Origin of the sequence: Micromonospora sediminimaris, from assembly GCF_016863575.1 — a bacterium.
Lineage (GTDB): Bacteria > Actinomycetota > Actinomycetes > Mycobacteriales > Micromonosporaceae > Micromonospora > Micromonospora sediminimaris.
Genome location: NZ_BOPD01000007.1, coordinates 175,424 through 196,487, shown reverse-complemented (window position 1 = coordinate 196,487; position 21,064 = coordinate 175,424). Strand labels below are relative to the sequence as shown.

General features: G+C 72.6%; 21 protein-coding genes. 7 read left to right on the top strand and 14 right to left on the bottom strand.

The genetic code is table 11. The features are described 5' to 3' along the window. Positions 1-38 precede the first annotated feature (38 nt). Positions 39-635 carry a TetR/AcrR family transcriptional regulator gene (locus Vse01_RS04840; protein ID WP_093401531.1) on the top strand — a complete coding sequence of 199 codons (597 nt, stop codon included), beginning with the start codon at positions 39-41 and terminating at the stop codon, positions 633-635. An 11-nt stretch (positions 636-646) separates the two neighbouring features. On the opposite strand, the gene Vse01_RS04835 is transcribed toward Vse01_RS04840, so the two are convergent. From Vse01_RS04835 to Vse01_RS04825, 3 genes are all read right to left on the bottom strand, one after another. Further along, positions 647-1,378: a DUF2470 domain-containing protein gene (locus tag Vse01_RS04835; protein WP_093401532.1), complete on the bottom strand. Its 732-nt coding sequence runs from the start codon at positions 1,376-1,378 to the stop codon at positions 647-649. 64 nt (positions 1,379-1,442) lie between these two features. Continuing rightward, complete coding sequence (locus Vse01_RS04830) at positions 1,443-3,227, bottom strand: ABC transporter ATP-binding protein (protein ID WP_093401533.1); 1,785 nt, start codon at positions 3,225-3,227, stop codon at positions 1,443-1,445. A 2-nt stretch (positions 3,228-3,229) separates the two neighbouring features. Beyond that, positions 3,230-5,098: an ABC transporter ATP-binding protein gene (locus tag Vse01_RS04825; protein ID WP_093401534.1), complete on the bottom strand. Its 1,869-nt coding sequence runs from the start codon at positions 5,096-5,098 to the stop codon at positions 3,230-3,232. A gap of 162 nt (positions 5,099-5,260) precedes the next feature. Between Vse01_RS04825 and Vse01_RS04820 the strand changes: the two genes are divergently transcribed. From Vse01_RS04820 to Vse01_RS04810, 3 genes are all read left to right on the top strand, one after another. Continuing rightward, complete coding sequence (locus Vse01_RS04820; protein ID WP_093401535.1) at positions 5,261-5,890, top strand: TIGR03085 family metal-binding protein; 630 nt, start codon at positions 5,261-5,263, stop codon at positions 5,888-5,890. Between the two features lie 122 nt (positions 5,891-6,012). After that, entirely contained in the window at positions 6,013-6,951 is a 939-nt protein-coding gene (locus Vse01_RS04815; protein WP_093401536.1) for a terpene synthase family protein, read from the top strand. Positions 6,952-7,090: 139 nt separating this feature from the next. After that, entirely contained in the window at positions 7,091-8,911 is a 1,821-nt protein-coding gene (locus tag Vse01_RS04810) for an AMP-dependent synthetase/ligase (RefSeq protein ID WP_093401537.1), read from the top strand. 106 nt (positions 8,912-9,017) lie between these two features. On the opposite strand, the gene Vse01_RS04805 is transcribed toward Vse01_RS04810, so the two are convergent. Together Vse01_RS04805 and yczR are read right to left on the bottom strand one after the other, a co-directional pair. Next, complete coding sequence (locus tag Vse01_RS04805; protein ID WP_204019233.1) at positions 9,018-10,313, bottom strand: low temperature requirement protein A; 1,296 nt, start codon at positions 10,311-10,313, stop codon at positions 9,018-9,020. Between the two features lie 143 nt (positions 10,314-10,456). Beyond that, positions 10,457-11,914, bottom strand: a complete 1,458-nt coding sequence (gene yczR / locus Vse01_RS04800) for a MocR-like transcription factor YczR (RefSeq protein ID WP_093401539.1) — start codon at positions 11,912-11,914, stop codon at positions 10,457-10,459. A 58-nt stretch (positions 11,915-11,972) separates the two neighbouring features. Here yczR and yczE point away from each other — a divergent pair, with 58 nt between their 5' ends. Next, a complete protein-coding gene (gene yczE, locus Vse01_RS04795; RefSeq protein WP_093401540.1) occupies positions 11,973-12,620 on the top strand; it encodes a membrane protein YczE in 648 nt (215 codons plus the stop codon). Positions 12,621-12,763: 143 nt separating this feature from the next. Next, on the top strand, positions 12,764-13,225 hold the full coding sequence (locus tag Vse01_RS04790; RefSeq protein ID WP_093401625.1) for a hypothetical protein: 462 nt from the start codon (positions 12,764-12,766) through the stop codon (positions 13,223-13,225). Positions 13,226-13,291: 66 nt separating this feature from the next. On the opposite strand, the gene hisF is transcribed toward Vse01_RS04790, so the two are convergent. The 9 genes from hisF to hisD form a co-directional block, all read right to left on the bottom strand. Continuing rightward, entirely contained in the window at positions 13,292-14,059 is a 768-nt protein-coding gene (hisF, locus tag Vse01_RS04785; RefSeq protein WP_093401541.1) for an imidazole glycerol phosphate synthase subunit HisF, read from the bottom strand. 67 nt (positions 14,060-14,126) lie between these two features. Continuing rightward, positions 14,127-15,125, bottom strand: a complete 999-nt coding sequence (locus Vse01_RS04780) for an NADP-dependent oxidoreductase (RefSeq protein ID WP_093401542.1) — start codon at positions 15,123-15,125, stop codon at positions 14,127-14,129. Positions 15,126-15,179: 54 nt separating this feature from the next. After that, positions 15,180-15,905: a bifunctional 1-(5-phosphoribosyl)-5-((5-phosphoribosylamino)methylideneamino)imidazole-4-carboxamide isomerase/phosphoribosylanthranilate isomerase PriA gene (gene priA / locus Vse01_RS04775; protein ID WP_093401543.1), complete on the bottom strand. Its 726-nt coding sequence runs from the start codon at positions 15,903-15,905 to the stop codon at positions 15,180-15,182. A gap of 22 nt (positions 15,906-15,927) precedes the next feature. Next, positions 15,928-16,248, bottom strand: a complete 321-nt coding sequence (locus Vse01_RS04770; RefSeq protein WP_093401544.1) for a hypothetical protein — start codon at positions 16,246-16,248, stop codon at positions 15,928-15,930. Between the two features lie 30 nt (positions 16,249-16,278). Continuing rightward, positions 16,279-16,950 carry an imidazole glycerol phosphate synthase subunit HisH gene (gene hisH, locus Vse01_RS04765; RefSeq protein WP_093401545.1) on the bottom strand — a complete coding sequence of 224 codons (672 nt, stop codon included), beginning with the start codon at positions 16,948-16,950 and terminating at the stop codon, positions 16,279-16,281. Next, positions 16,947-17,120 carry a CG2302 family histidine operon protein gene (locus Vse01_RS04760; protein WP_247673964.1) on the bottom strand — a complete coding sequence of 58 codons (174 nt, stop codon included), beginning with the start codon at positions 17,118-17,120 and terminating at the stop codon, positions 16,947-16,949. Before Vse01_RS04760 ends, hisH begins: the two co-directional genes overlap by 4 nt. Positions 17,121-17,154: 34 nt before the next feature. After that, positions 17,155-17,766 carry an imidazoleglycerol-phosphate dehydratase HisB gene (hisB, locus tag Vse01_RS04755; protein WP_093401547.1) on the bottom strand — a complete coding sequence of 204 codons (612 nt, stop codon included), beginning with the start codon at positions 17,764-17,766 and terminating at the stop codon, positions 17,155-17,157. Further along, the gene (locus Vse01_RS04750) at positions 17,763-18,884 is read right to left on the bottom strand and encodes a histidinol-phosphate transaminase (RefSeq protein ID WP_093401548.1); all 1,122 of its coding nucleotides are present in this window, start codon (positions 18,882-18,884) and stop codon (positions 17,763-17,765) included. Before Vse01_RS04750 ends, hisB begins: the two co-directional genes overlap by 4 nt. Continuing rightward, positions 18,881-20,239: a histidinol dehydrogenase gene (gene hisD, locus Vse01_RS04745; RefSeq protein WP_093401549.1), complete on the bottom strand. Its 1,359-nt coding sequence runs from the start codon at positions 20,237-20,239 to the stop codon at positions 18,881-18,883. Before hisD ends, Vse01_RS04750 begins: the two co-directional genes overlap by 4 nt. Positions 20,240-20,345: 106 nt before the next feature. On the opposite strand from hisD, the gene Vse01_RS04740 reads away from it, so the two are divergent. After that, the gene (locus tag Vse01_RS04740) at positions 20,346-21,047 is read left to right on the top strand and encodes an LON peptidase substrate-binding domain-containing protein (RefSeq protein WP_093401550.1); all 702 of its coding nucleotides are present in this window, start codon (positions 20,346-20,348) and stop codon (positions 21,045-21,047) included. Positions 21,048-21,064: the final 17 nt, after the last annotated feature.

Below are 21,064 nucleotides of genomic sequence, written 5' to 3'. Positions count from 1 at the left end.
CGGACCGGCACCGGCACGGACACGAGCGAGGGAGGGCGATGGTACGGCGCAGCGGACGGCGACCCGGCAAACCCGGCACCCGGGACACGATTCTCGACGCCGCCCGGGCCGTCTTCGCCGAACGCGGCTACGACACCAGCACCATCCGAGCCATCGCCACCTCCGCCGGGGTCGATCCGGCGCTGGTGCACCACTACTTCGGCACCAAGGAACAGCTCTTCCTGGCCGCCATGCGCTTTCCGGTGAACCCGGGAGAGCTGCTGCCCAAGGTGCTCGCCGGTGACCGTGCCGCCCTCGGCGAACGGCTGGTCCGCATGTTCGTCACGGTCTGGGACTCGCCCGCCGGTGCCGCCGGGGTGGCCCTGCTGCGCTCCGCGGTCAGCAGCGAATGGACCGCCCGGCTCCTGCGCGAGTTTCTCACCACCCAGGTGCTGCGCCGGGTCCTCGACCAGCTCGACGTCGATCCGGCCGAGGTGCCGCTGCGCGGGTCGCTGGTGGCCAGCCAACTCGTCGGGCTGGCGCTGATGCGCTACGTGATCCGGCTGGAGCCGGTCGCCTCCGCCGCGCCGGAGACCCTGATCGCCACGGTCGGCCCGACCGTGCACCGCTATCTCACCGGCGAACTCGGCGGCTGAGTCGCCCAGGATCAGCCCGCGCTGAGCACCGGCTCCAGCAGCCGGGTCAGGTCGGCCTGGTCGGTCAACCGGCGGCCGAAGGAGAGCCGGGCCCGTCGCCGGGCACCCGGCCGGCCGAAGGTCACCAGCATTCCGTACCTGTCGATCCGCTCGACCCGTGGCGCGTGCCCGGCCGGACCGGCGGCCAGGCCAAGCTGCCGGCGCAGGTAGTCCGTCATCCGCTGGGCGTGGTCCTCGCCGAGGTGGGCGAGCAGCCCCGCCTCGACCGGGTGCAGCGGATCCGGCTCGGCCTCCGCGTACGCCGCAGGGTCGATCCGGCGCAATTCGCCGGCCCGGTGCCAACGCGCCTCCGCCACCTCGAAGCGGAACAGCCGGAAGCGGGTGCCGACGTCGAGCAGGTCGCCGGTAGGCTCCACCGCGGCAAAGTCCAGCGCGGCGCCCCGTGCCTCGTCGCCGGCCAACCGGCGCGCCCAGCCGGAGACCAGGGCCCGGCCGAGTGACGGCGCCCCGGCGGCGGGCGGCAGGTCCAGCACGTCGAGCACCACCGCGACGGCGCGCTCCTCGGCACCGGCACCCAGCGCTGCCGCGAGATCGCTGACCACCGGCACCAGCAGCAGCACCCGCCCCTCGGGGTCGGTGGCGTGGCGCGCATGGTGCAGGCCGGGCCGGCAGGCCAGGTGAACGAGGCCAGGCAACCGACCCGCAACCAGGGTCCGGACGATCTCAGCGGGGCTGGGCCGCATGACACGACCTCCTTTGAGGTTAGGCTTACCTAACTCGGAGGGTATGGCATCGGCCCGGCGGCGTCTACCGGGTCTGCTCAAGCCACGAGGCGTAGAGCAGCCCGTACACCGAATCCGGGTCGCGGATCAGCTCGTCGTGCGAACCACGCTGCACGACCCGCCCCTGATCCACCACGATCACCTCGTCGGCGTTCTGCGCGGTCGACAACCGGTGCGCGATCGCCAGGGTGGTCCGACCCCGGGTCACCGCGTCCAACGTCCGCTGCAACCGCACCTCGGTGGCCGGATCCACCGCGCTTGTCGCCTCGTCCAGCACCAGCAGGTCCGGATCGGCCACGTACGCCCGGGCCAACGCCACCAGCTGACGCTCCCCCACGCTCAACGCCTCGCCCCGCTCACCCACCCCGGTCGCCAGCCCGGCGGGCAACCCGTCCAGCCAGTCAGCCAGACCCAGCTCGGTGAACGCGGCGGCGAGCTGTTCATCGGTCAGCTCCGGGCGAGCGAAGCGGACGTTGTCGGCCACCGTGGCGTCGAACAGGAACCCGTCCTGCGGCACCATCACCACCCGGGAGCGCAGCGAGTCGAAGCGCACGTCGGTCAGCGGCACCCCGGACAGCAGCACCGCCCCCGCCGTCGGGTCCATCAGCCGGGTCACCAGCTTGGCGAAGGTGGTCTTGCCGCTGCCGGTCTCACCGACCACGGCCACCCGACTCTTCGCCGGAATCTCCAGGCTGATGTCATGCAGCACCGTCGGGCCGCCCGGATAGGCGAAACGTACGCCGCCGAAGCGGATGTCCAGCGGCCCGGTGGGCAGCTCACGCCCCTGCGACCCGGGATCCGCCACATCCGGTTCGACGTCCAGCACGTCGAGCACCCGACGCCAGCCGGCGATCGCGTTCTGCGCCTCGTTGAGCACCTCGGTGGCGATCTGTACCGGCTGGATGAAGAGCGTCACCAGGAACAGGAACGCGGTGATCTCACCGATGCTCAGCGTCTGGTCGGCGCCGAGGAACACCCCCAGCACCACCACACCGGCCAACGCCAGGCCGGCCGCCAGCTCACCGACCGAGCTGCCGAGAATGCTGATCCGGATCGCCTTCTGCTGTGCCCGCCGCTGACCGTCGATCGCCTCGTCCAGCCGCCGGGCCGTGCGCCCCGCGATGCCGTACGCCCGGATCACCGGCGCGCCGACCACGCTCTCTCCGACCGCGCCCAGCAGGGCGCCGGTGCGCTGACGGACCACCCCGTACGCCGCGGCGAGCCGGCGTTGGAGCAGTCGGATCACCAGCACCGCCGGCCCGAAGGCAGCGAAGACCACGAGGGTCAACTGCCACGAGTACGCCAGCATCACGGCCGTGGTGACCGCCAACTGCCCCAGGTTGACCAGGAGGATCACCCCGCCCCACTGGAGGAACTGGGTGATCTGGTCGACGTCGCTGGTGACCCGGGAGACCAGCGAACCGCGCCGCTCCGACTGCTGGTGCAGCATCGACAGGTCGTGCACGTGCCGGAAGGCACGTACGCGTACCCCCGCCAGCGCCGTCTCGCTGACCGTGAACAGCCGGCGCATCATCAGGTAGCCACAGGTCGTGGTCACCACCAGCACCGCCGCGGTGACCGACACCACCACGAACAGCGCGTCCAGGTCCAACCCGCCGGCGATGCCCCGGTCGATGCCCTGCTGCACCGCCACCGGCACGGCCACCCGGCCGACCATGTACACGAGCGCCAGACCGAGGGTGCCGGCCAGCCCGACCCGCAGTTCCGGGGAGAGCGCCAGCCCTCGACGCAGCGTCCGCCACGTCGACTCGGCCTGCTCCGGCGCTTCGCCGACCGTCCCCGCTCCCACGCTCACCGGTCCACCTCCAGTCCGGAGGTCATCGGGGTGACCTCGTCGTACGTGCGCTGCCGGTCGTGGTCGACCTCGGCCTGCTCATAGGCGGTGACCAGATCGGCGTACCCCGGCACGGTGGCCAGCAGCCTGCTGTGGGTGCCCCGCGCCACGACCCGCCCCTGTTCCAGGTAGATGACCTCGTCGGCGAGGGCGATGGTCGCCCGACGGTAGGCCACCACCAGGATCGACGCGCCCGGGCCGCCACCGGCCGACGAGCGCAGCCCGGCCAGGATGGCGGCCTCCACCCGGGGGTCGACCGCGCTTGTCGCGTCGTCGAGCACCAACAGGCGGGGCCGACCCGCCAACGCCCGGGCGAGGGTGAGTCGCTGCCGCTGACCGCCGGAGAGGGAGGTACCCCGCTCACCGACCATGGTGTCCAGCCCGTCGGGCAGGGCGGCGACGAACCCGTCGGCCTCGGCCAGGCGCAGCGCGGCCCAGACGGCCTCGTCGTCGACGCCCGGGCGGTCCAGCGAGACGTTGGCCCGGACCGTGTCGTCGAAGACGAACGGCACCTGGGCGACCAGCGCGGCGGTGCCGGCAAGCACGTCCGCGGCCAGGTCGCGAACATCGACGCCGTCGATGCTGACCGTGCCCGACCGTGGATCGACCAGCCGGACCGCCAGCGCGGTGATCGTCGACTTGCCGGCGCCGGTCGGCCCGACCAGGGCGACGGTCTTGCCCGCCGGCACGGTGAAGGTGACCTCGCCCAACACCTCGGCGCCGGGCAGGTGCGCCTCCGCCGGTTCGTAGGCGAAGCCGACGTCGGTGAAGGTGAGCGTGGCTGGCGTCGCCACGGCCGGGTCCGGCCGGGTGTCGCCGTACGGCATCTCGCCGGTGGCGTCGAGCACCCGGCGGATCCGGTCCCAGCCGGCGACGCTGCGCGGCAGTTCGGCAAGCACCCAGCCGATGGCCCGCACCGGGAACGCCAGCACGGTGAAGAGGAAGGCCACGCTGACCAGCTCGGACACCTCGATGGCACCCTGCCGCAGCCGGTACGCGCCGACGACCAGCACCGCGAGGGTGCCGAGACTGGGCAGCGTCTCCAGCATCGGGTCGAAGATGCCCCGCAGCCGACCGACCGAGATCAGCGCGTCGCGCAACTGGCCGGCCCGGGCCGCGAACCGGGCGGTCTCCTGGGCCTCCCGACCCATCGTCTTGACCACCAGCGCACCGTCGAAGCTCTCGTGCGCGATTCCGCTGACCTCGGCGCGCAGCCGCTGCGCCCGCGCCTGCCGGGGCGCCATCCGGCGGGAGTACGCCACGTTTAGCGCGAACAGGGCCGGGAAGACGGCCAGCCCGACCAGCGCCAGCGCCCAGTCGACGGCGAACAGCGACGTCACTGCGCCGATCAGCATCACCAGCGTGCCCACCGCGAAGGGCAGCGGCGCGATCGGCTGCCAGGCGGCCTCGACGTCGGAGTTGGCGTTGGACAGCAGCGTGCCTGTCGCGTTGCGTTGGTGCCAGGACAGCGGCAGTTCCAGGTACCGCCGGGTGACCCGGCGGCGGTAGGCGGCCTGGAGGCGGAACTGCATGTAGCCGGCGCCGAGCCGACGGCCGAAGATGCCGACCACCCGCAGCACACTCAGCCCGAGCAGTGCCGCGGCGGCCAGCGCCAACGCGCCCACCGCCACCGAACCGCTCTCGACGGCCGGCACCACCACATCTCCGACGACCGCGCCGACCACGAACGCGCTGGCGACCACCATCAGCCCGAACAGCACGCTGCCGGCCACCGCGACCGCGAAGATCCTCGGTTGTTCCCGGATGGCCCGCCCGAGGACGGTCAGCCCGCGACCGAGCACGTCCCGACTAGTCCCGCTCGCCACATTCTCCCCCGCCGTAAGCCGCCATAATCCTCTCTCATCCTTACCGCTACCGACCCGGTACGCCGACCCGCGGCGATATGTCCGACGTCACCCCCGGACCCGGGTCGCCCGCGCGCCCGGCTCAGGACGCGAGCTGCCCCGCACCGGCCTACGATCACTGCCATGCCGCGGTACGCCCGATCGGAGCGCGAGGCGCTCACCGAACTGATGTCCACCCTGGGCCCGGACGCCCCGACCCTCAACGAGGGCTGGACGACCCGTGACCTCGCCGCCCACCTGGTGGTCCGGGAGCGTCGTCCGGACGCCGCCGCGGGCATCGTCCTCCCACCGCTGAGCGGGCACGCCGAGCGGGTGCGGCGTCAGGTCGCCGCCCTCGACTGGACCGAACTGCTCGCTCAGGTGCGACGTCCTCCGCTGTGGAGCCCGGTGAGCAACCCGCTGACCGACGAGCTGACAAACACGCTGGAGTTCTTCATCCACCACGAGGACGTACGCCGCGCCCGGGCCGGCTGGCAGCCCCGGGAGTTGCCGGTGGGGTTGGAGCGGGGACTGTGGCGACGGGTGTCGACGCTGGGACGGATGGCGCTGCGCCGCTTCCCGGCCCAGGTGCTGGTGCAGGCGCCCGGCCACGGCGAGGTGGCCACCGGCCGTGGCGGCGAACCGCTGCGGCTGGTCGGCACCCCCGGTGAGCTGGCCCTGTTCCTGTCCGGCCGGCAACGCGCGGCGCGGGTGCAACTCGACGGCGCGCCGGCCCTGGCCGATCGGTTCCGCACCGCCAGCCTGGGCTTCTAACCCTCTGTGCGGAACCGGTCACGGCAAAATCCGAAACGTTACTCAGCTCATCGGTCGACCACGATCGGTGCTCCCGTACGCTGACCGCGCCGCCTCGTGGGGGGGCGGCGACAGGGAGCGCGATGCGAAGCTTTGTGGTCTCGGCCCTGCGCGAGCCTCCGTTCGCCCACGTGCGGCACGAGGACACCGAGCACGTGGCGCGGGAGAGCGCGGACTGGGCGCAGGACCTGGGCCTGATCAGTAACGGGCAGCGGCTGCACCGGGCAGATGCCGCCGGGCTCGCTGGGCGGGCCTGTCCGCAGGCTCCGCGGGAACGTCTGCGCCTACTGACCGATCTGATCTCCTGGCTGTTCGTGATGGACGACGCCTGCGACGAGGACGGGCTGGGCGCCGAACCCACCCGACTCGCGCCGACCGTGGCAGCTCTGCTGGACGTGCTGGACCGCCAGGGCGCGCCGGGTCCGGTGCCGCCCGGAGCGGCCGGGACGCTGGCGCTCGGCCTGGCCGACCTGTGCCAACGGGTGCGTGGCCACCGGCGTCCGGCGGTGCTGCTGCGATTCGTCGCCGGGATGCGCGAGTACCTGCTCGCGCTGCTGTGGGAGGCGGCGAACCGGGAACACGAGCGGGTCCCGCCGATCGACGAGTACGTCCAGATGCGCCGGCACACCGGCGCCGTGTACCCCAGCCTCACCCTTACCGACCTGGCGTTGGACGGCTTTCCGCCGGCCGTACGCCGAGCCGATCCCGGGTGGGCCACCCTGGAGACGCTGGCCGCCGATCTCATCTGCTGGTGCAACGACGTCTTCTCCTACCGCAAGGAGCACCAGGGTGGGCCGGACGCGCACAATCTGATCACGGTGCTGGCCAGGGAGACCGGCGACGAGTCGGTGGCGCTGCGGGCCGCTGCCGACCGGTTCAACGATCGACTCGGGGCGTATCTGGCGGCCGAGACCGACCTGTTGGCAAGCCACGGCGACGCGGTACGCCCGGCGTTGGACACCCGGCGGAACTGGATCCGGGCCACCTACGACTGGTCACGGGCGGCGGCCCGCTACGAGTGAGACGAAGGTGCCTTTCGTGGGAAGAGGCTGGTGGATGATCGTCAGGGCTAGCCGATGCCCGGGGACAGGCAATACCCTTCGGTAACGAACACCGACCGTGACGACCGTCACGCCTCCACCCCCGAAGGCGGCTACAGCGATGGCTCTCGATGTACCGTACAGCTCCATTCCTGACATGTTCCTCAAGCGCGTCGCGGCTTCCCCCGACCGCCACGCTTTCGCCCACCCCGGCCCCGACGGCCCGGTCTGGCTGACCTGGGCTCAGGTCTCCCAGCGGGCCACGGCGATCGCCGCCGGCCTGCACGGCCTGGGCGTCGGTCAGGAGGACCGGGTCGCGATCCTGGCGAACACCCGGATCGAGTGGGTGATCGCCGACTTCGGCATCATGTGCGCCAGCGGCGCCACGACCACCGTCTACCCGACCACCGAGCCCGAGGACGCCACCTACATCATTTCCGACTCCGGCTCCAAGGTGCTGTTCGCGGAGAACCCGGACCAGGCGGCCAAGATCGCCGGAGCGCAGTTGCCCGCGCTGACCCACGTGGTCCTCTTCGACGGCACCCCCGACCCGTCCGCGGCCGTGCCGCAACTGACCCTCGCCGAGTTGGAGGAGCAGGGCGCCCAGCGGCTCGCCGAGGATCCGGAACTGATCGAGCGCCTGGTCGCCGGCATCGGCCCGGATCATCTGGCCACCCTGATCTACACCTCCGGCACCACCGGCCGTCCCAAGGGCGTCGAGCTGCTGCACGGCGGCTGGTGCTGGGAGGGCGTGGCGCAGGAGGCGGTCGGGCTGCTCCGCGAGGACGACCTCCAGTACCTCTGGCTGCCGCTGTCCCACTCGTTCGGCAAGACGCTGCTCTGCGGCGCCACGCACGTCGGCCTGCCCACGTACGTGGACGGCCGGGTCGACAAGCTCGTCGAACTGCTCTCGGTGGTCCGCCCGACGCTGATGTGCGGCGCACCCCGGGTCTTCGAGAAGGTCTACAACAAGTCGGTCACCACCGCACAGGACGCCGGTGGGGCGAAGGCCAAGATCTTCGCCTGGGCGGTCGGCGTCGGCAAGGAGAAGGTCGCCCTGGAGCAGGCCGGCAAACCCGTGCCGGGCGGGCTGAAGCTCAAGTACACGCTGGCGGAGAAGCTGGTCTTCAGCAAGCTCCAGGCCCGGCTCGGTGGCCGGATCCGGGTGCTGGTCTCCGGCGCCGCCCCGCTCAGCCCGGAGATCGCCACCTTCTTCGCCGCGGCGAACCTGCCGATCTCCGAGGGCTACGGGCTTACCGAAACCAGCGCCGGCAACTTCGTCAACCCGCCCGACGGGCTGCGGATCGGCACCGTCGGGCGGGCCATGGGCGACCTCGAGTGCCGCATCGACACCGACGGCGAGATCCTGCTCAAGGGCCGGCCGGTGATGCGGGGCTACCACAACCTGCCCGAGGAGAGCGCCGCCGCGTTCACCGAGGACGGCTTCTTCCGTACCGGCGACATCGGCAGCCTCGACGACGACGGCTACCTGCGCATCACCGACCGCAAGAAGGACCTGGTCAAGACCTCCGGCGGCAAGTACGTCGCACCGTCGCACATCGAGGGCATGTTCAAGGCCACCTGCCCGTACACCTCGCAGGCCGTGGTGATCGGCCAGGCCCGCAACTACTGCACCATGCTCGTCACGCTGGACCCGGACGCCATCGCCGGCTGGGCGGCCGGCACCCCGCTGGAGGGTCGCCCGTACGCCGAGATCGTCGCCTCTCCGGAGGCCCAGGCCATGGTGGAGGAGTACGTCGCCCAGCTCAACCAGAAGCTGAACCGCTGGGAGACCATCAAGAAGGTCACCATCCTGCGGCGCGACCTCACCATCGAGGACGGCGAGATCACCCCCTCGCTGAAGATCAAGCGCCGTGGCGTGGAGAACAACTTCGCCGACGAGATCGACAAGATGTACGCCGGCACCGTCGCCGAGATCTGACGGCCCACGGCCTCGGCCCCGCACCCGTCCCTCCCCGGGGTGCGGGGCCGATCCGTGGCGCGCCACGGACAGCGGGGAGTCAGCCGCTCAGGCGATGACGCTCGGCTCACAGGCGGCGACCGCGGAACACGTTCGCCTCGTCCTCCAGGGCGACCTGCTCCTCCAGGGCCAGGCTCCGCACCCGTCGGCGCACCTGGCGGTCCCGCCCGATCTGCATCAGCGCCAGGACGACGAAGACCACACCGATCAGGGTCAGGTCGACCAGGGTCGGCAACGACAACAGCGCCGGCGCCGAGACGGTCAGCAGGCCGGCAGCCACCAGCGGCCGGCGGGCCAACCGATGGAACATGCGCCACTGCATGGCGACCAACGCCAGCAGGTAGAGCACCAACCCGCCGTAGAGCGAGAGCAGTTCCAGCCCGCCGAAGATGTCCCGGCTGGCCAGCACGTCGGGGTCGGTGAGGCGGGCGAGCATGCGCTTGATCCCGAGGGCGAAGAAGATGATCCCGACGATCAACGCCAGGTGCAGGTAGGTGTAGACGTCGCGGATCAGGGGGATCCGCTCCGCCCCCCGCACACCGTGCAGGTGCTGCTCCATGGCGAGGGCGAGGGTGTCGAAGTAGAGCCACCACAGCGCGAAGATGATGCCGAGGGTGACGCCGGCCGCGTAGATGGCCCACCAGGTGATCGGCCGTCCGGTGCGTTCCGCCGCACCCAGGCCCAGGGCGATCACCGATTCACCCAGCGCGACGAGCACGATCAGTCCGTGCCGCTCAGCCAGATGCCCGGCCGAGCGCACCTGCCACTCGGTACGGATCAGCATCAGGGCGGCGGCGTACTCGAACGACAGTGCCACCACCCACAGCCCGAGCCGCACGCCCAGCGCCACCGTGCCGTCGAAGAACATGTCGGGCAGCACGGCGGCGATCAGGATGAGCACCGCGCCGCCCGTCGTCGGCAGCGTCAGCAGCAGCGCCCGGCGACGTGACAACACCCGCACACCCACCCAGAAGGTCACGATCTTGATCAGCCAGGTGAGCAGGTAGGCCGTGGCGAACACCAGCGGACCGTCCAGACCGCCCGGCTCGTCGAAGAACGCCACGTCGGTGGTGAGGGCCAGCACGAAGATCGACGCCATGATGCCGAAGCCGATCGCGGGCATGATCGCCTGGTCGGCACGGACGAAATTGCCGAGTGCGGCGAAGCCGCTCCAGCACGACCACAGCAGCGCCAGCACGAGGAACATCTCGAACAGGGCCACCCCGGTTAGATTCTCGGAGGTCAAGGTGGTGACGTTGAGGAACGCGAAGACGAAGACCACGTCGTAGAAGAGCTCAAGCCGGGTCACCCGGGTTCCGGGCCGTCCCCAGCTGACCAGTTCGAGTCTCCCGCCAGTGCCCACCCGGGCAGTGTGCCAAGGACGACGACGGGCCCGGGCAGGTTCCACGAACCCCCCCGGCACCGGTGGCCGGCCGCCGCGACACGGCCGCATCGAGCCCGCCTCCCGACCGGCCGAGCCGGTGACGACCCGTGCCGCTGCGCCGCTCAGGCGATGACGGCGGGCTCCCGCCAGCGGGGCTGCCCCGCCCGGTCCAGGTCGTACCGGACCGCCGCGATCCGTCCGACCGCCTCGACCAGGTCGGTGGCCGGCAGGGTGAACGGCAGCCGCAGGAAACGCTCCAGCGTCCCGTCGAGGCCGAAGCGGGGTCCGGGCGCCAGGCGTACGCCGACCTCCTCGGCGGCCCGTGCCAGAGCGCTGGAGATCGGCCCGTCCAACTCGGCCCAGAGGGTCACTCCGCCACGCGGCACGGTGACCCGCCACTCCGGCAGCCGGGCGGCCAGCGCGCCGAGCAACGCGTCACGCTGCACGGCCAGTTGCGCCCGCCGGGCGGCCACGATGGCCGGCGCGACGTCCAGCAGGTGCACCGCGACCAACTGGTCCAGCACCGGGCTGGACATGTCCACCCCCACCCGGGCCGCGGCCAGCCGCTGCACCTGGGGCGCCGAGGTGCGGATCCAGCCGATCCGCAGCCCGCCCCAGAACGGCTTGCTCATGCCGCCGATGCTCACCACCCGGGAGTGCCGGTCGAAGCTAGCCGTCGGCGGCGGCAGGTCCGTCCCGTCCAGCGGCAGGTCCACGAACGACTCGTCGATCACGAGGTCGGTGCCGACCGCGTGCGCGGTGGCCACCACCCGTTCCCGCAGCTCGGCCGGCATCAGGTGCCCGGTCGGGTTCTGGAAGTCGGGGATCAGGTACCCGACCCGGGGCCGCACCTGCCGCAGCGTGCCCAGCAGCAGGTCCGCGTCCCAACCGTCGGCATCGGCGGCCAGGCCGTACGTGGTGATCCGGGCTCGCCGGGCGGCGAGCGCGGCGAGCGCGTTGGGGTAGCTCGGCGACTCGACAAGCACCCCGCCGCCCGGCGCGAGCGCCAACCGTAGTACCAGGTCCAGGGCGTGCTGCGTACCGTTGGTGACCATGATCTGGTCGGGCGAGGTGGGCAGGCCCCGCTCGGTGTAGCGCTGGGCGACCGCCTCCCGCAGCTCGATGATCCCGATCGGGTGGTACCCGGCGCCGCTCAGGTAGCGGGGCAGGTCCTCCGCCGCCGCGCGGGCCGCCGGCAGCAGCTCGGGCGGGGCGGCCAGCGCCGCCACCCCGAGGTCGAGCATGTCCCGGTCGTCCAGCGGGATCCAGAGCCCGTTGGGCGCCACCCGGTGCGTTCCCGGCAGCATCGTCCAGCTTCCGGCACCCCGCCGGCTGGCCAGGTGCCCGCTGTCGCGCAGCTCGCGGTACGCGGCCGTGACGGTGGTACGGCTGATCCGCAGCGCTTCGGCCAGGTCGCGTTCGGCCGGCAGGCGCACGCCGAGAGGTAGCCGCCCGTCGGCGAGCAGACCGCGTACCGCCCCGGCCAGCGCGGCGTAGTCAGGGCTGCGTCGCCGGCCGGGCAGGGCGTGCCACTGCCCGAGCAGCCGGGCCAATTGGACCCCACGCACTTGACTGACCATGGCCACTCTCCCAATATTGGCTCTGTCGCGAGGCCAATTGGCACCTAGAGTGGCATGCGTGGCAATGATTGGCAACCTCCGGCACCGGCCGACCCGACGGCTCACCCACCTGTTCGTCGGGCTCGTCCTCTACGGCTTCAGCATGGCGCTGATGATCCGCTCCGGGCTCGGGCTGAACCCGTGGGACGTCTTCCACCAGGGGCTGTCCCGACTGACCGGCCTGAGCATGGGCACCGTGGTCATCGCGGTGGGCGCGCTGGTGCTGCTGGCCTGGATCCCGCTGCGCCAACGCCCCGGCCTCGGCACCGTCGCCAACGTGGTGGTGATCGGCCTGGCGGTCGACGCGACCCTGGCCCTGCTGCCACCCGGAGGGCCACTTGCGCTGCGAATCGTCCTGCTGGTCGTCGGGATCGTCGGCAACGGCGCGGCCACCGCGCTCTACCTCGGCGCTCGACTCGGCCCCGGCCCCCGCGACGGGTTGATGACCGGCCTGGTCGCCCGCCGCCCCGGCCGGTCGCTACGCCTGGTCCGCACCATCATCGAGGTCGGCGTGCTGGCCGTGGGAGCGCTGCTCGGCGGCACGGTCGGCATCGGCACCATCGCCTACGCGCTGACCATCGGACCACTGGCCCAACTGTTCCTGCCGCTGTTCGACGTCGCCGAACCGAACCCACCGGCCCGGATCGAGCCGGCCCCGGCGACCTGACGACCACCCAGCGCCACCGCCACATACCGGATCGGGCCGCTTCCGTCCACCCACATCGACTGTCGGCAATCATGATGCCACTCACGGTCGCAGTGCGACGGTCGGTGTTTTCCTGGAGGCGGGTCGCCCGGCAGAATCTCCGCATGGGGGACAACGCCTGGCGTCGTACCGACGCATGGATCTTCGTCTCGCTGGTGATCGCCAGCGGCGCCGGACGCCACCGACGGTCCACGACCACTCGCCGCCCCGAGGGGGTACGCCTCGCCGACGTGCTCTCCACGGCCGACCATCTCGACCGCAGCATCCCCGATCGGCACGACATCGAGGAGGCGATCCGCCGGTTGCTCGGTGCCGGGCTGGTCGACGTCTCCGACGGCTGGTTCCGGATCACGCCCGACGGCGAGCACCTGTGGCGCTCACGGCCGAGCGCCGGGCTGGCCACCACCGTCGACACCGTGCAGGGGGTGCTCAGTCGCCGGCACGCGCCCGGCACCGCGGACTGGCACCTCGACGAGCAGGAGCACGCCGCCGCCGTGCAGGAGTACCTGGTGCGATCCATCCCGATGCCCCGACGCTCCCCCGAGGGACACTCCGGCCGCGGTTGACCCCCGCGCCGTCGACCGCCGCGGCCGACAGGATGCGACCCACCGGCCGCAGCGCCCTGATCGGCGTCAGCGCACCGGATGACCGGCGCCGCGCAGCACGTCCTTGACCTCCGCCACGGTCAGCTCCCCGAAGTGGAACACACTGGCGGCCAGCACCGCGTCGGCGCCGGCACCGATCGCCGGAGGGAAGTGGGCCGCCGCACCGGCACCCCCGCTCGCCACCACCGGGACATCGACGACCCGGCGTACCGCGCCGATGAGCTCCAGATCGAACCCGGCCTTCGTGCCGTCGGCGTCCATCGAGTTGAGCAGAATCTCACCCGCGCCCAGCTCGGCGCCGCGCCGCGCCCATTCCACGGCGTCCAGCCCGGTGCCGCGCCGCCCGCCGTGGGTGGTCACCTCGAAGCCGCTGGCAGTGGTGCCCGCCGGTGCGCGGCGCACGTCGAGCGAGAGCACCAGCACCTGCCGACCGAACCGCTCCGCGATCTCCGCGAGCAGCTCCGGCCGGGCGATCGCCGCCGTGTTGACCCCGATCTTGTCGGCTCCGGCGCGCAGCAGGGTGTCCACGTCCGCCACCGTCCGCACCCCGCCGCCGACGGTCAGCGGGATGAAGACCGACTCCGCCGTACGCCGGACCACGTCCAGCATCGTCCCCCGGTCGCTCGACGAGGCGGTGACGTCGAGGAAGGTCAACTCGTCGGCGCCCGCGCGGTCGTACGCGGCAGCCAACTCCACGGGGTCGCCCGCGTCCCGCAGGTCGAGAAAGTTGACGCCCTTGACCACCCGTCCCGCGTCCACGTCGAGACAGGGGATCACCCGCACCGCCACCGTCATGCGACGAGCCTATCGCCGCCCGTACGGCCTGCGCCGGCCCGACCGGGGCGACGGGGTGCGCCGCCGGTCACAGCCGCACCAGCATCTTGCCGAGGTTCTCCCCCCGCAGCAGGCCGAGGAAGGCCGCCGGGGCGTTCTCCAGGCCGTCGACGATCGTCTCGTCGTACGCCAGCGTGCCGTCGCGCAGCCACCCGGAGACCTCCCGCACGAACTGCTCCCGCAGGTGGCCGTGATCGTTGACCAGGAAGCCGCGCAGGGTCAGCCGCTTACCGATCACCTGGGCCAGGTTGCGTGGGGCGGCCGGCGCCTCGGTGTCGTTGTACTGCGCGATCATGCCGCAGATCGCCGCCCGACCGTGCAGGTTCATCGACGAGATGGCCGCCTCCAGGTGCTCGCCGCCGACGTTGTCGAAGTAGACGTCGACGCCGTCGGGGGCAGCGGCCCGCAGCAGGTCGCGTACCGGGCCGTCGTGGTAGTCGAACGCGTCGTCGAAGCCGAGCGCTCGCAGTCGCTCGACCTTCGCCGCCGATCCGGCGCTGCCGACCACCCGGCCCGCACCGCGGAGCCGGGCGATCTGGCCGACCATGCTGCCGACCGCGCCGGCCGCCCCGGAGACGAAGACCGTCTCGCCCGGACGCATCGCGGCCACCTCAAGCAGCCCGGCGTACGCGGTCAGCCCGGTCATCCCCAGCACACCGAGGTACGCGGTCACCGGCGCGAGACCCGGCTCGACCTTGCGGGCCGCCTTCGCCTCGACCAGCGCGTAGTCCCGCCAGCCGAGACCGTGCAGCACGGTGTCACCCGGGGCGAACCCGTCGGCCTCGCCGCCGACCACCTCACCGACCGCCCCGCCGTCCAGCGGCGCGTCCAGGGCGAACGGCGGCACGTAGGACCGCACGTCGTTCATCCGCCCGCGCATGTACGGATCCACCGACATGTACCGGTTGCGGACCAGCAGCTGCCCCGGGCCGGGCGTGGGCACCTCGGCGGTGACGAGCCGGAAATTGTCCTCGGTGGGCCAGCCCTGCGGGCGCGAGGCCAGCTGGATCTCACGGTTGGTGGGCACGGGAGTGTCCTTTCTCTGCCGTCGGGGCGATGGCGCGACCGGGCCTCGGCCCGATCACGGGTTGGCCAGGACCGCCAGAGCCTCAGCCACGGTGAACGCCTCCGCGTAGAGCGCCTTGCCGGCGATGACGCCCTCCACGCCGACCGGCTCCAGGGTGGCCAGCGCCCGCAGGTCGTCCAGGGTGGAGACGCCGCCGGAGGCGATCACCGGAGCGTCGGTACGGGCGCACACCTCGCGCAGCAGGTCCAGGTTCGGCCCCCGCATGGTGCCGTCCTTGGTGATGTCGGTGACCACGTACCGAGAGGCACCGGCCTTGTCGAGCCGCTCCAGCACCTCGTACAGGTCGCCGCCGTCGCGGGTCCAGCCCCGGGCCGCCAGGGTCCGGCCGCGTACATCCAGCCCGATCGCGACCCGATCGCCGTACTCCGCGCAGACCCGGTCGCACCACTGCGGGTCCTCCAGCGCGGCGGTGCCGATGTTCACCCGCTCGGCACCGGTGGCCAACGCGGCCCGCAACGAGGCGTCGTCCCGGATGCCACCGGACAGCTCCACCCGCACGTCGAGACGGCGCACCACCTCGGCGAGCAGCTCGGCGTTGCTGCCCCGGCCGAAGGCGGCATCGAGATCGACCAGGTGGATCCACTCGGCGCCGTCGCGCTGCCACGCCAGCGCGGCCTCCAGCGGGTCGCCGTAGGTGGTCTCGCTGCCCGCGGCGCCCTGCACGAGCCGGACGGCCTGGCCGTCGGCGACGTCCACGGCGGGCAACAGGGTGAGGCTCATGTGTCTTGTCCCTCTCGCATGGTCAACGGCGGTCCAGGGCGATCACCACGATCACCGGCAGGACGAGCAGCAGTAGCAGGATCAGCCCGACCCGCAGCGCCAGATCGGGCACGAGCACCCAGATGAGGGTGATCGCCGCCAGGGTGAGCGCCACGATCGTGGCCCGCTCTCCCCGGGAGTATCGCGGCAACCGGCCGGTGCGGCCACGACGCACCGCCGGCACCACCCGGCGGACCAACGCCCGACGGCGGGCCCGACGGGCGGTGGCCCGCTCGCGCAGCACCCGCTGCCGGGCCGCCTCCGCCTCGCGGGCCGCCCGGCGCTGGGCCCGTTCCTTGCTCACTGTGCCTCCCGGCGGGTGCGCCCCACCGGCTCAGTCACCGGCCGGCACGGTGGCCAGCCAGTTGCGCAGCAACGCGGCACCGGTCTCGGCGGACTTCTCGGGGTGGAACTGGGCGGCCGACAGCGCGCCGCGTTCCACCGCCGCGACGAAGTCACAGTCGTGGTGGGCCGTGGTCACCCGGGCCCCGGACGCCGTCAACGCGGCGGCGTCGCCGACAGCGTACGAGTGGACGAAGTAGAACCGGCTGTCGGCGGGCAGGCCGGCGAAGAGCACCGAGCCGACCGGCGCCTGCACGGTGTTCCAGCCCATGTGCGGCAGCCGGGCGGCGGCGAGCCGGGTGACCGAGCCCGGCAGCAGTCCCAGCCCCTTGGTCACCACCCCGTGCTCGTCGCCGGACTCGAAGAGGATCTGCATGCCGACGCAGATGCCCAGCACCGGGCGGCCGGCGGCGACCCGCCCGGCGATCACCGGCCCGGCACCGATCGCCTCGATGCCGGCCACGCAGGCGGCGAAGGCGCCCACTCCGGGAACCACCAGGCCGTCGGCGTCGGCCGCGGCGGCGAGATCACCGGTGACCACCACGTCGGCGCCGGCCGCGGCCAGCGCCCGCTCGGCGGAGCGCAGGTTACCCGAGCCGTAGTCGAGCACCACGATTCGACGCCGTCCACCGGGGGCCGCCCCGCCGTCGGGTCGGCCGGTCATGACCCGTCCCCCGGCAGCAGCCAGAGCACCCCCGCGGCGGTGGCCAGCACGGCCAGCAGCGCGGTGACGACCACCGCGCCGCGGGGCGCACCCTGCCGGTGCAGGGACAACGCCCCGCCGACAAGCACGCCGGCCAGGATCAACAGCAACGTGGGCAGGATGCCGCTCACCGGCGACACCTCCGCCGCGCCGTACCCGGGCCCGTCACAACGCCCCCTTGGTGCTGGGAATCGCCCCGCCCGCCGTCGGGTCCACCGCGGTGGCCTCCCGCAGCGCCCGGGACACCGCCTTGAACTGCGCCTCGACCACGTGGTGGGCGTCCGGATGCCCGCCGGGCCGGGCCGCCCGCAACACGTCCACGTGCAGCGTGATCCGGGCCGCCTGGCCGAAGGACTCCCAGATGTGCCGGGTCATGCTTGTCGGATACACCGGACCGATGTACGGCGCCAGGGCCGGCTCGTCGTGCACCACGTACGGCCGGCCGGAGAGGTCCACGGCCGCCCGGACCAGCACCTCGTCCATCGGCACGGTGGCCGAACCGTACCGGCGGATGCCGGCCTTGTCGCCCAGCGCCTGGTCGAACGCGGCACCGAGGGCCAGCGCGGTGTCCTCCATCGTGTGGTGCGCGTCGATCTCCAGGTCACCCACGGTGCGCACGGTCAGGTCGAAGCCACCGTGCCGGGCGATCTGGTGCAGCATGTGGTCGTAGAAACCGACCCCGGTGCTGATCTCGGCCACTCCGGTGCCGTCGAGGTCGACCTCGACCAGGACCTTGGTCTCCTTGGTGATCCGCTCCACCCGGGCGGTCCGGCTCATGATGTGCCTTTCGTCGGTCGCGGCTGCGGGGCGATGGAACCCTCGCGCTGAATACTGTCCACGGCGGCCAGGAAGGCGTCGGTCTCGGCCCGGGTGCCGGCGGTGACCCGCAGCCAGCCGGGCAGGCCGACGTCACGTACCAGCACGCCGTGCGCCAGCAGCGTCCGCCAGGCCACCGACTGGTCTCCGCCCACCTCGTACAACACGAAGTTGGCGTCGCTGTCGGCGACCCGCAGGCCACGGCGGCGCAGTTCACTGACGATGCGGTCGCGCTGCTCGGCGATCTCGACGACCGTGCCGAGCAGGGCTTCGCAGTGCGCCAGCGCGGCCCGGGCGGCGGCCTGGGTGAGTGCGGAGAGGTGGTACGGCAGGCGGACCAGTTGCACCGCCGCCACCACCGCCGGATCGGCGGCCAGGTAGCCCAGCCGACCCCCGGCGAACCCGAACGCCTTGCTCATCGTCCGGGTGACCACCAGCCGTGGGTGCCCGGGCAGCATCGACAGGGCGCTGACCGTGCCCGGCCGGGCGAACTCCGCGTACGCCTCGTCGACGACCACCATCCCCGGAGCGACGCGCAGCACCGCGCCGATCACCGCCGGGTCGAGCGCGGTGCCGGTGGGATTGTTCGGCGAGCAGAGGAAGACCACGTCCGGCCGGTGCTCGCGGACCTGCTCGACCGCCTCGTCGGCGGTGAGCGCGAAGTCGGCGCCCCGGCGGGCCGGCACCCACCGGGTGCCCGTGCCGAGCGCCAACAGCGGATGCATCGAGTACGCCGGGGTGAACCCGAGCGCGCTGCGTCCCGGCCCGGCGAACGCCTGGAGCAGCTGCTGCTGGACCTCGTTGGAACCGTTGGCCGCCCACACCCCGTCGGCGGTGAGCCCGTGGCCGAGGTACCCGGCCAGGTCGGCCCGCAACGCCAGCGCGTCCCGGTCGGGGTAGCGGTTGAGGTCGCGCAGCTCCGCCGCGAGGGCCTTGCCGATCGCCTCGGCCACCGCCTCCGGCAGCGGGTGGGAGTTCTCGTTGGTGTTCAGCCGCACCGGCACGTCGAGCTGCGGCGCACCGTACGGCGACAGCCCCCGCAGATCGTCACGGATCGGCAGGTCGGCCAACCCGGTCATGTGGTCGCCCCGGTCTGCGACTGCGGCGCCGGGGGTCGGGAAGCACCGGGAACCCGGGCAATGACGGCCTCGCCGTGCGCCGGCAGATCCTCCACGTTCGCCAGGGTCACCACGTGGCCGGCGACCTCCCGCAGCGCCTCCTCGGTGTACTCCACCACGTGCACGCCGCGCAGGAACGACTGCACCGACAGCCCGGACGAGTGCCGGGCGCATCCCCCGGTGGGCAGCACGTGGTTGGAGCCGGCGCAGTAGTCGCCAAGCGACACCGGCGAGTACGCGCCCACGAAGACCGCGCCGGCATTGCGTACCCGCATCGCCCACTGACGGGCGTCGGCGGTCTGGATCTCCAGGTGCTCGGCCGCGTACGCGTCGACCACCCGCAGGCCCGCCGTCAGGTCGTCGACGAGCACCACGCCGCTCTGCTCGCCGCCCAGCGCGGTGCCGACCCGCTCGGCGTGCTTGGTGGCCGGCACCAGTCGGGCCAGTTCCCGATTCACCGCGTCGGCCAGGGCGACCGACGGGGTGACCAGCACACTGGCCGCGAGAGGGTCGTGCTCGGCCTGACTGATCAGGTCGGCGGCGACGTGCACCGGGTCGGCGGTGTCGTCGGCCAGGATCGCGATCTCGGTCGGGCCGGCCTCCGCGTCGATGCCGACCACCCCGCGCAGCAGCCGCTTCGCGGCGGTGACCCAGATGTTTCCCGGGCCGGTGATCATGTCGACCGGTGCGCAGTGCGCGCTGCCGGCGGCGTCGGCGGCACAGCCGTACGCCAGCATCGCCACGGCCTGGGCGCCGCCGACGGCGTACACCTCGTCGACGCCGAGCAGCGCGCAGGCGGCGAGCACCCGCGGATCGGGCAGGCCGCCGTTGTCCTTCTGCGGCGGGCTGGCCACCACCAGCGACCGGACGCCGGCCGCCTGGGCGGGCACCACGTTCATCACCACGGTCGACGGGTACATCGCCAGCCCACCGGGGACGTAGAGACCGACCCGGTCGACCGGGATCCACCGCTCGGTGACCGTGCCGCCGGGCACCACCTGGGTGGTGTGGTCGACCCGTCGCTGATCGGCGTGCACCCGCCGGGCCCGGCTGATCGACTCCAGCAGCGCAGCACGGACCTGGTCGTCCAGCGTGCCCTCCGCCGCCGCGATGGCCTCCGCCGGCACCCGCAGCACCTCGGGGGCGATCCCGTCGAACCGCTCGCTGGCCTCGCGGACCGCCGGATATCCATGCTCGCGCACCGCCGTGACGATCGGGCGGATGCGCTCGACCGCCACCGAGACGTCCAGCTGGGCACGAGGCAGCAGGTGGCGCGGGTCACGCACGCCACCGCGCAGGTCGATCCGGTTCAACACGCCTGCGAGTCTAGGCGGCCCTCCGTCGGGCCGACCGCGCCGTCCGCTGTCCGGGACGGTGAGCCGGGACACGCCACCGCCCGCCGATCGGGCTACGCTTGATCACGTGACCGCACGGCTGCCGGTGTTCCCGCTCGCCACGGTGCTCTTCCCGGGGCTGGTACTGCCGCTGCACATCTTCGAGGAGCGCTACCGCGCGCTGGTCCGACACCTCGTCGCGCTGCCCGAGGGCGCACCACGCGAGTTCGGGGTGGTGGCCATCCGCCGTGGCTGGGAAGTCGCCTCCGGTGCCGGCCAGGACATGTCCGGCAGCGGCGAGGTCACCCTGCACGAGGTGGGTTGCACCGCCGAACTGCGGCAGGTCACCGAGCTGGATGACGGAGGCTTCGACATCGTCACCGTGGGGCGGCGTCGCTTCCGGATGGGCGACGTCGACCGGACTTCCGCGCCGTACCTGACCGCCGAGGTGCAGTGGTTGCCCGAGCCGGACGGCCCGGACGAAACCGCCGATCTGCTGGCGGCCCGGGTGATCGCTGTCTTCCGGCAGTACCTGGGCCTGATCCGAGCCGAGGCCGGTCAGCTCACCGAGCAGCTGCCCGAGGACGCGACGGTGCTGTCCCACCTGGTCGCCGCGACCGCGGCGCTGACGTTGACCGACCGCCAGCGCCTACTCGCCATCGACGGCACGGCGGCCCGGCTGCGCGCCGAACTGCACCTGCTCAACCGCGAGGCGGCGCTGCTTCGCCAGGTGCGGGCGGTTCCGGTGCCGTTGGCGGAGTTGGCCTCGCCCCCGCCGGCCCCGAACTGACCTCGCCCGCCGGCTCC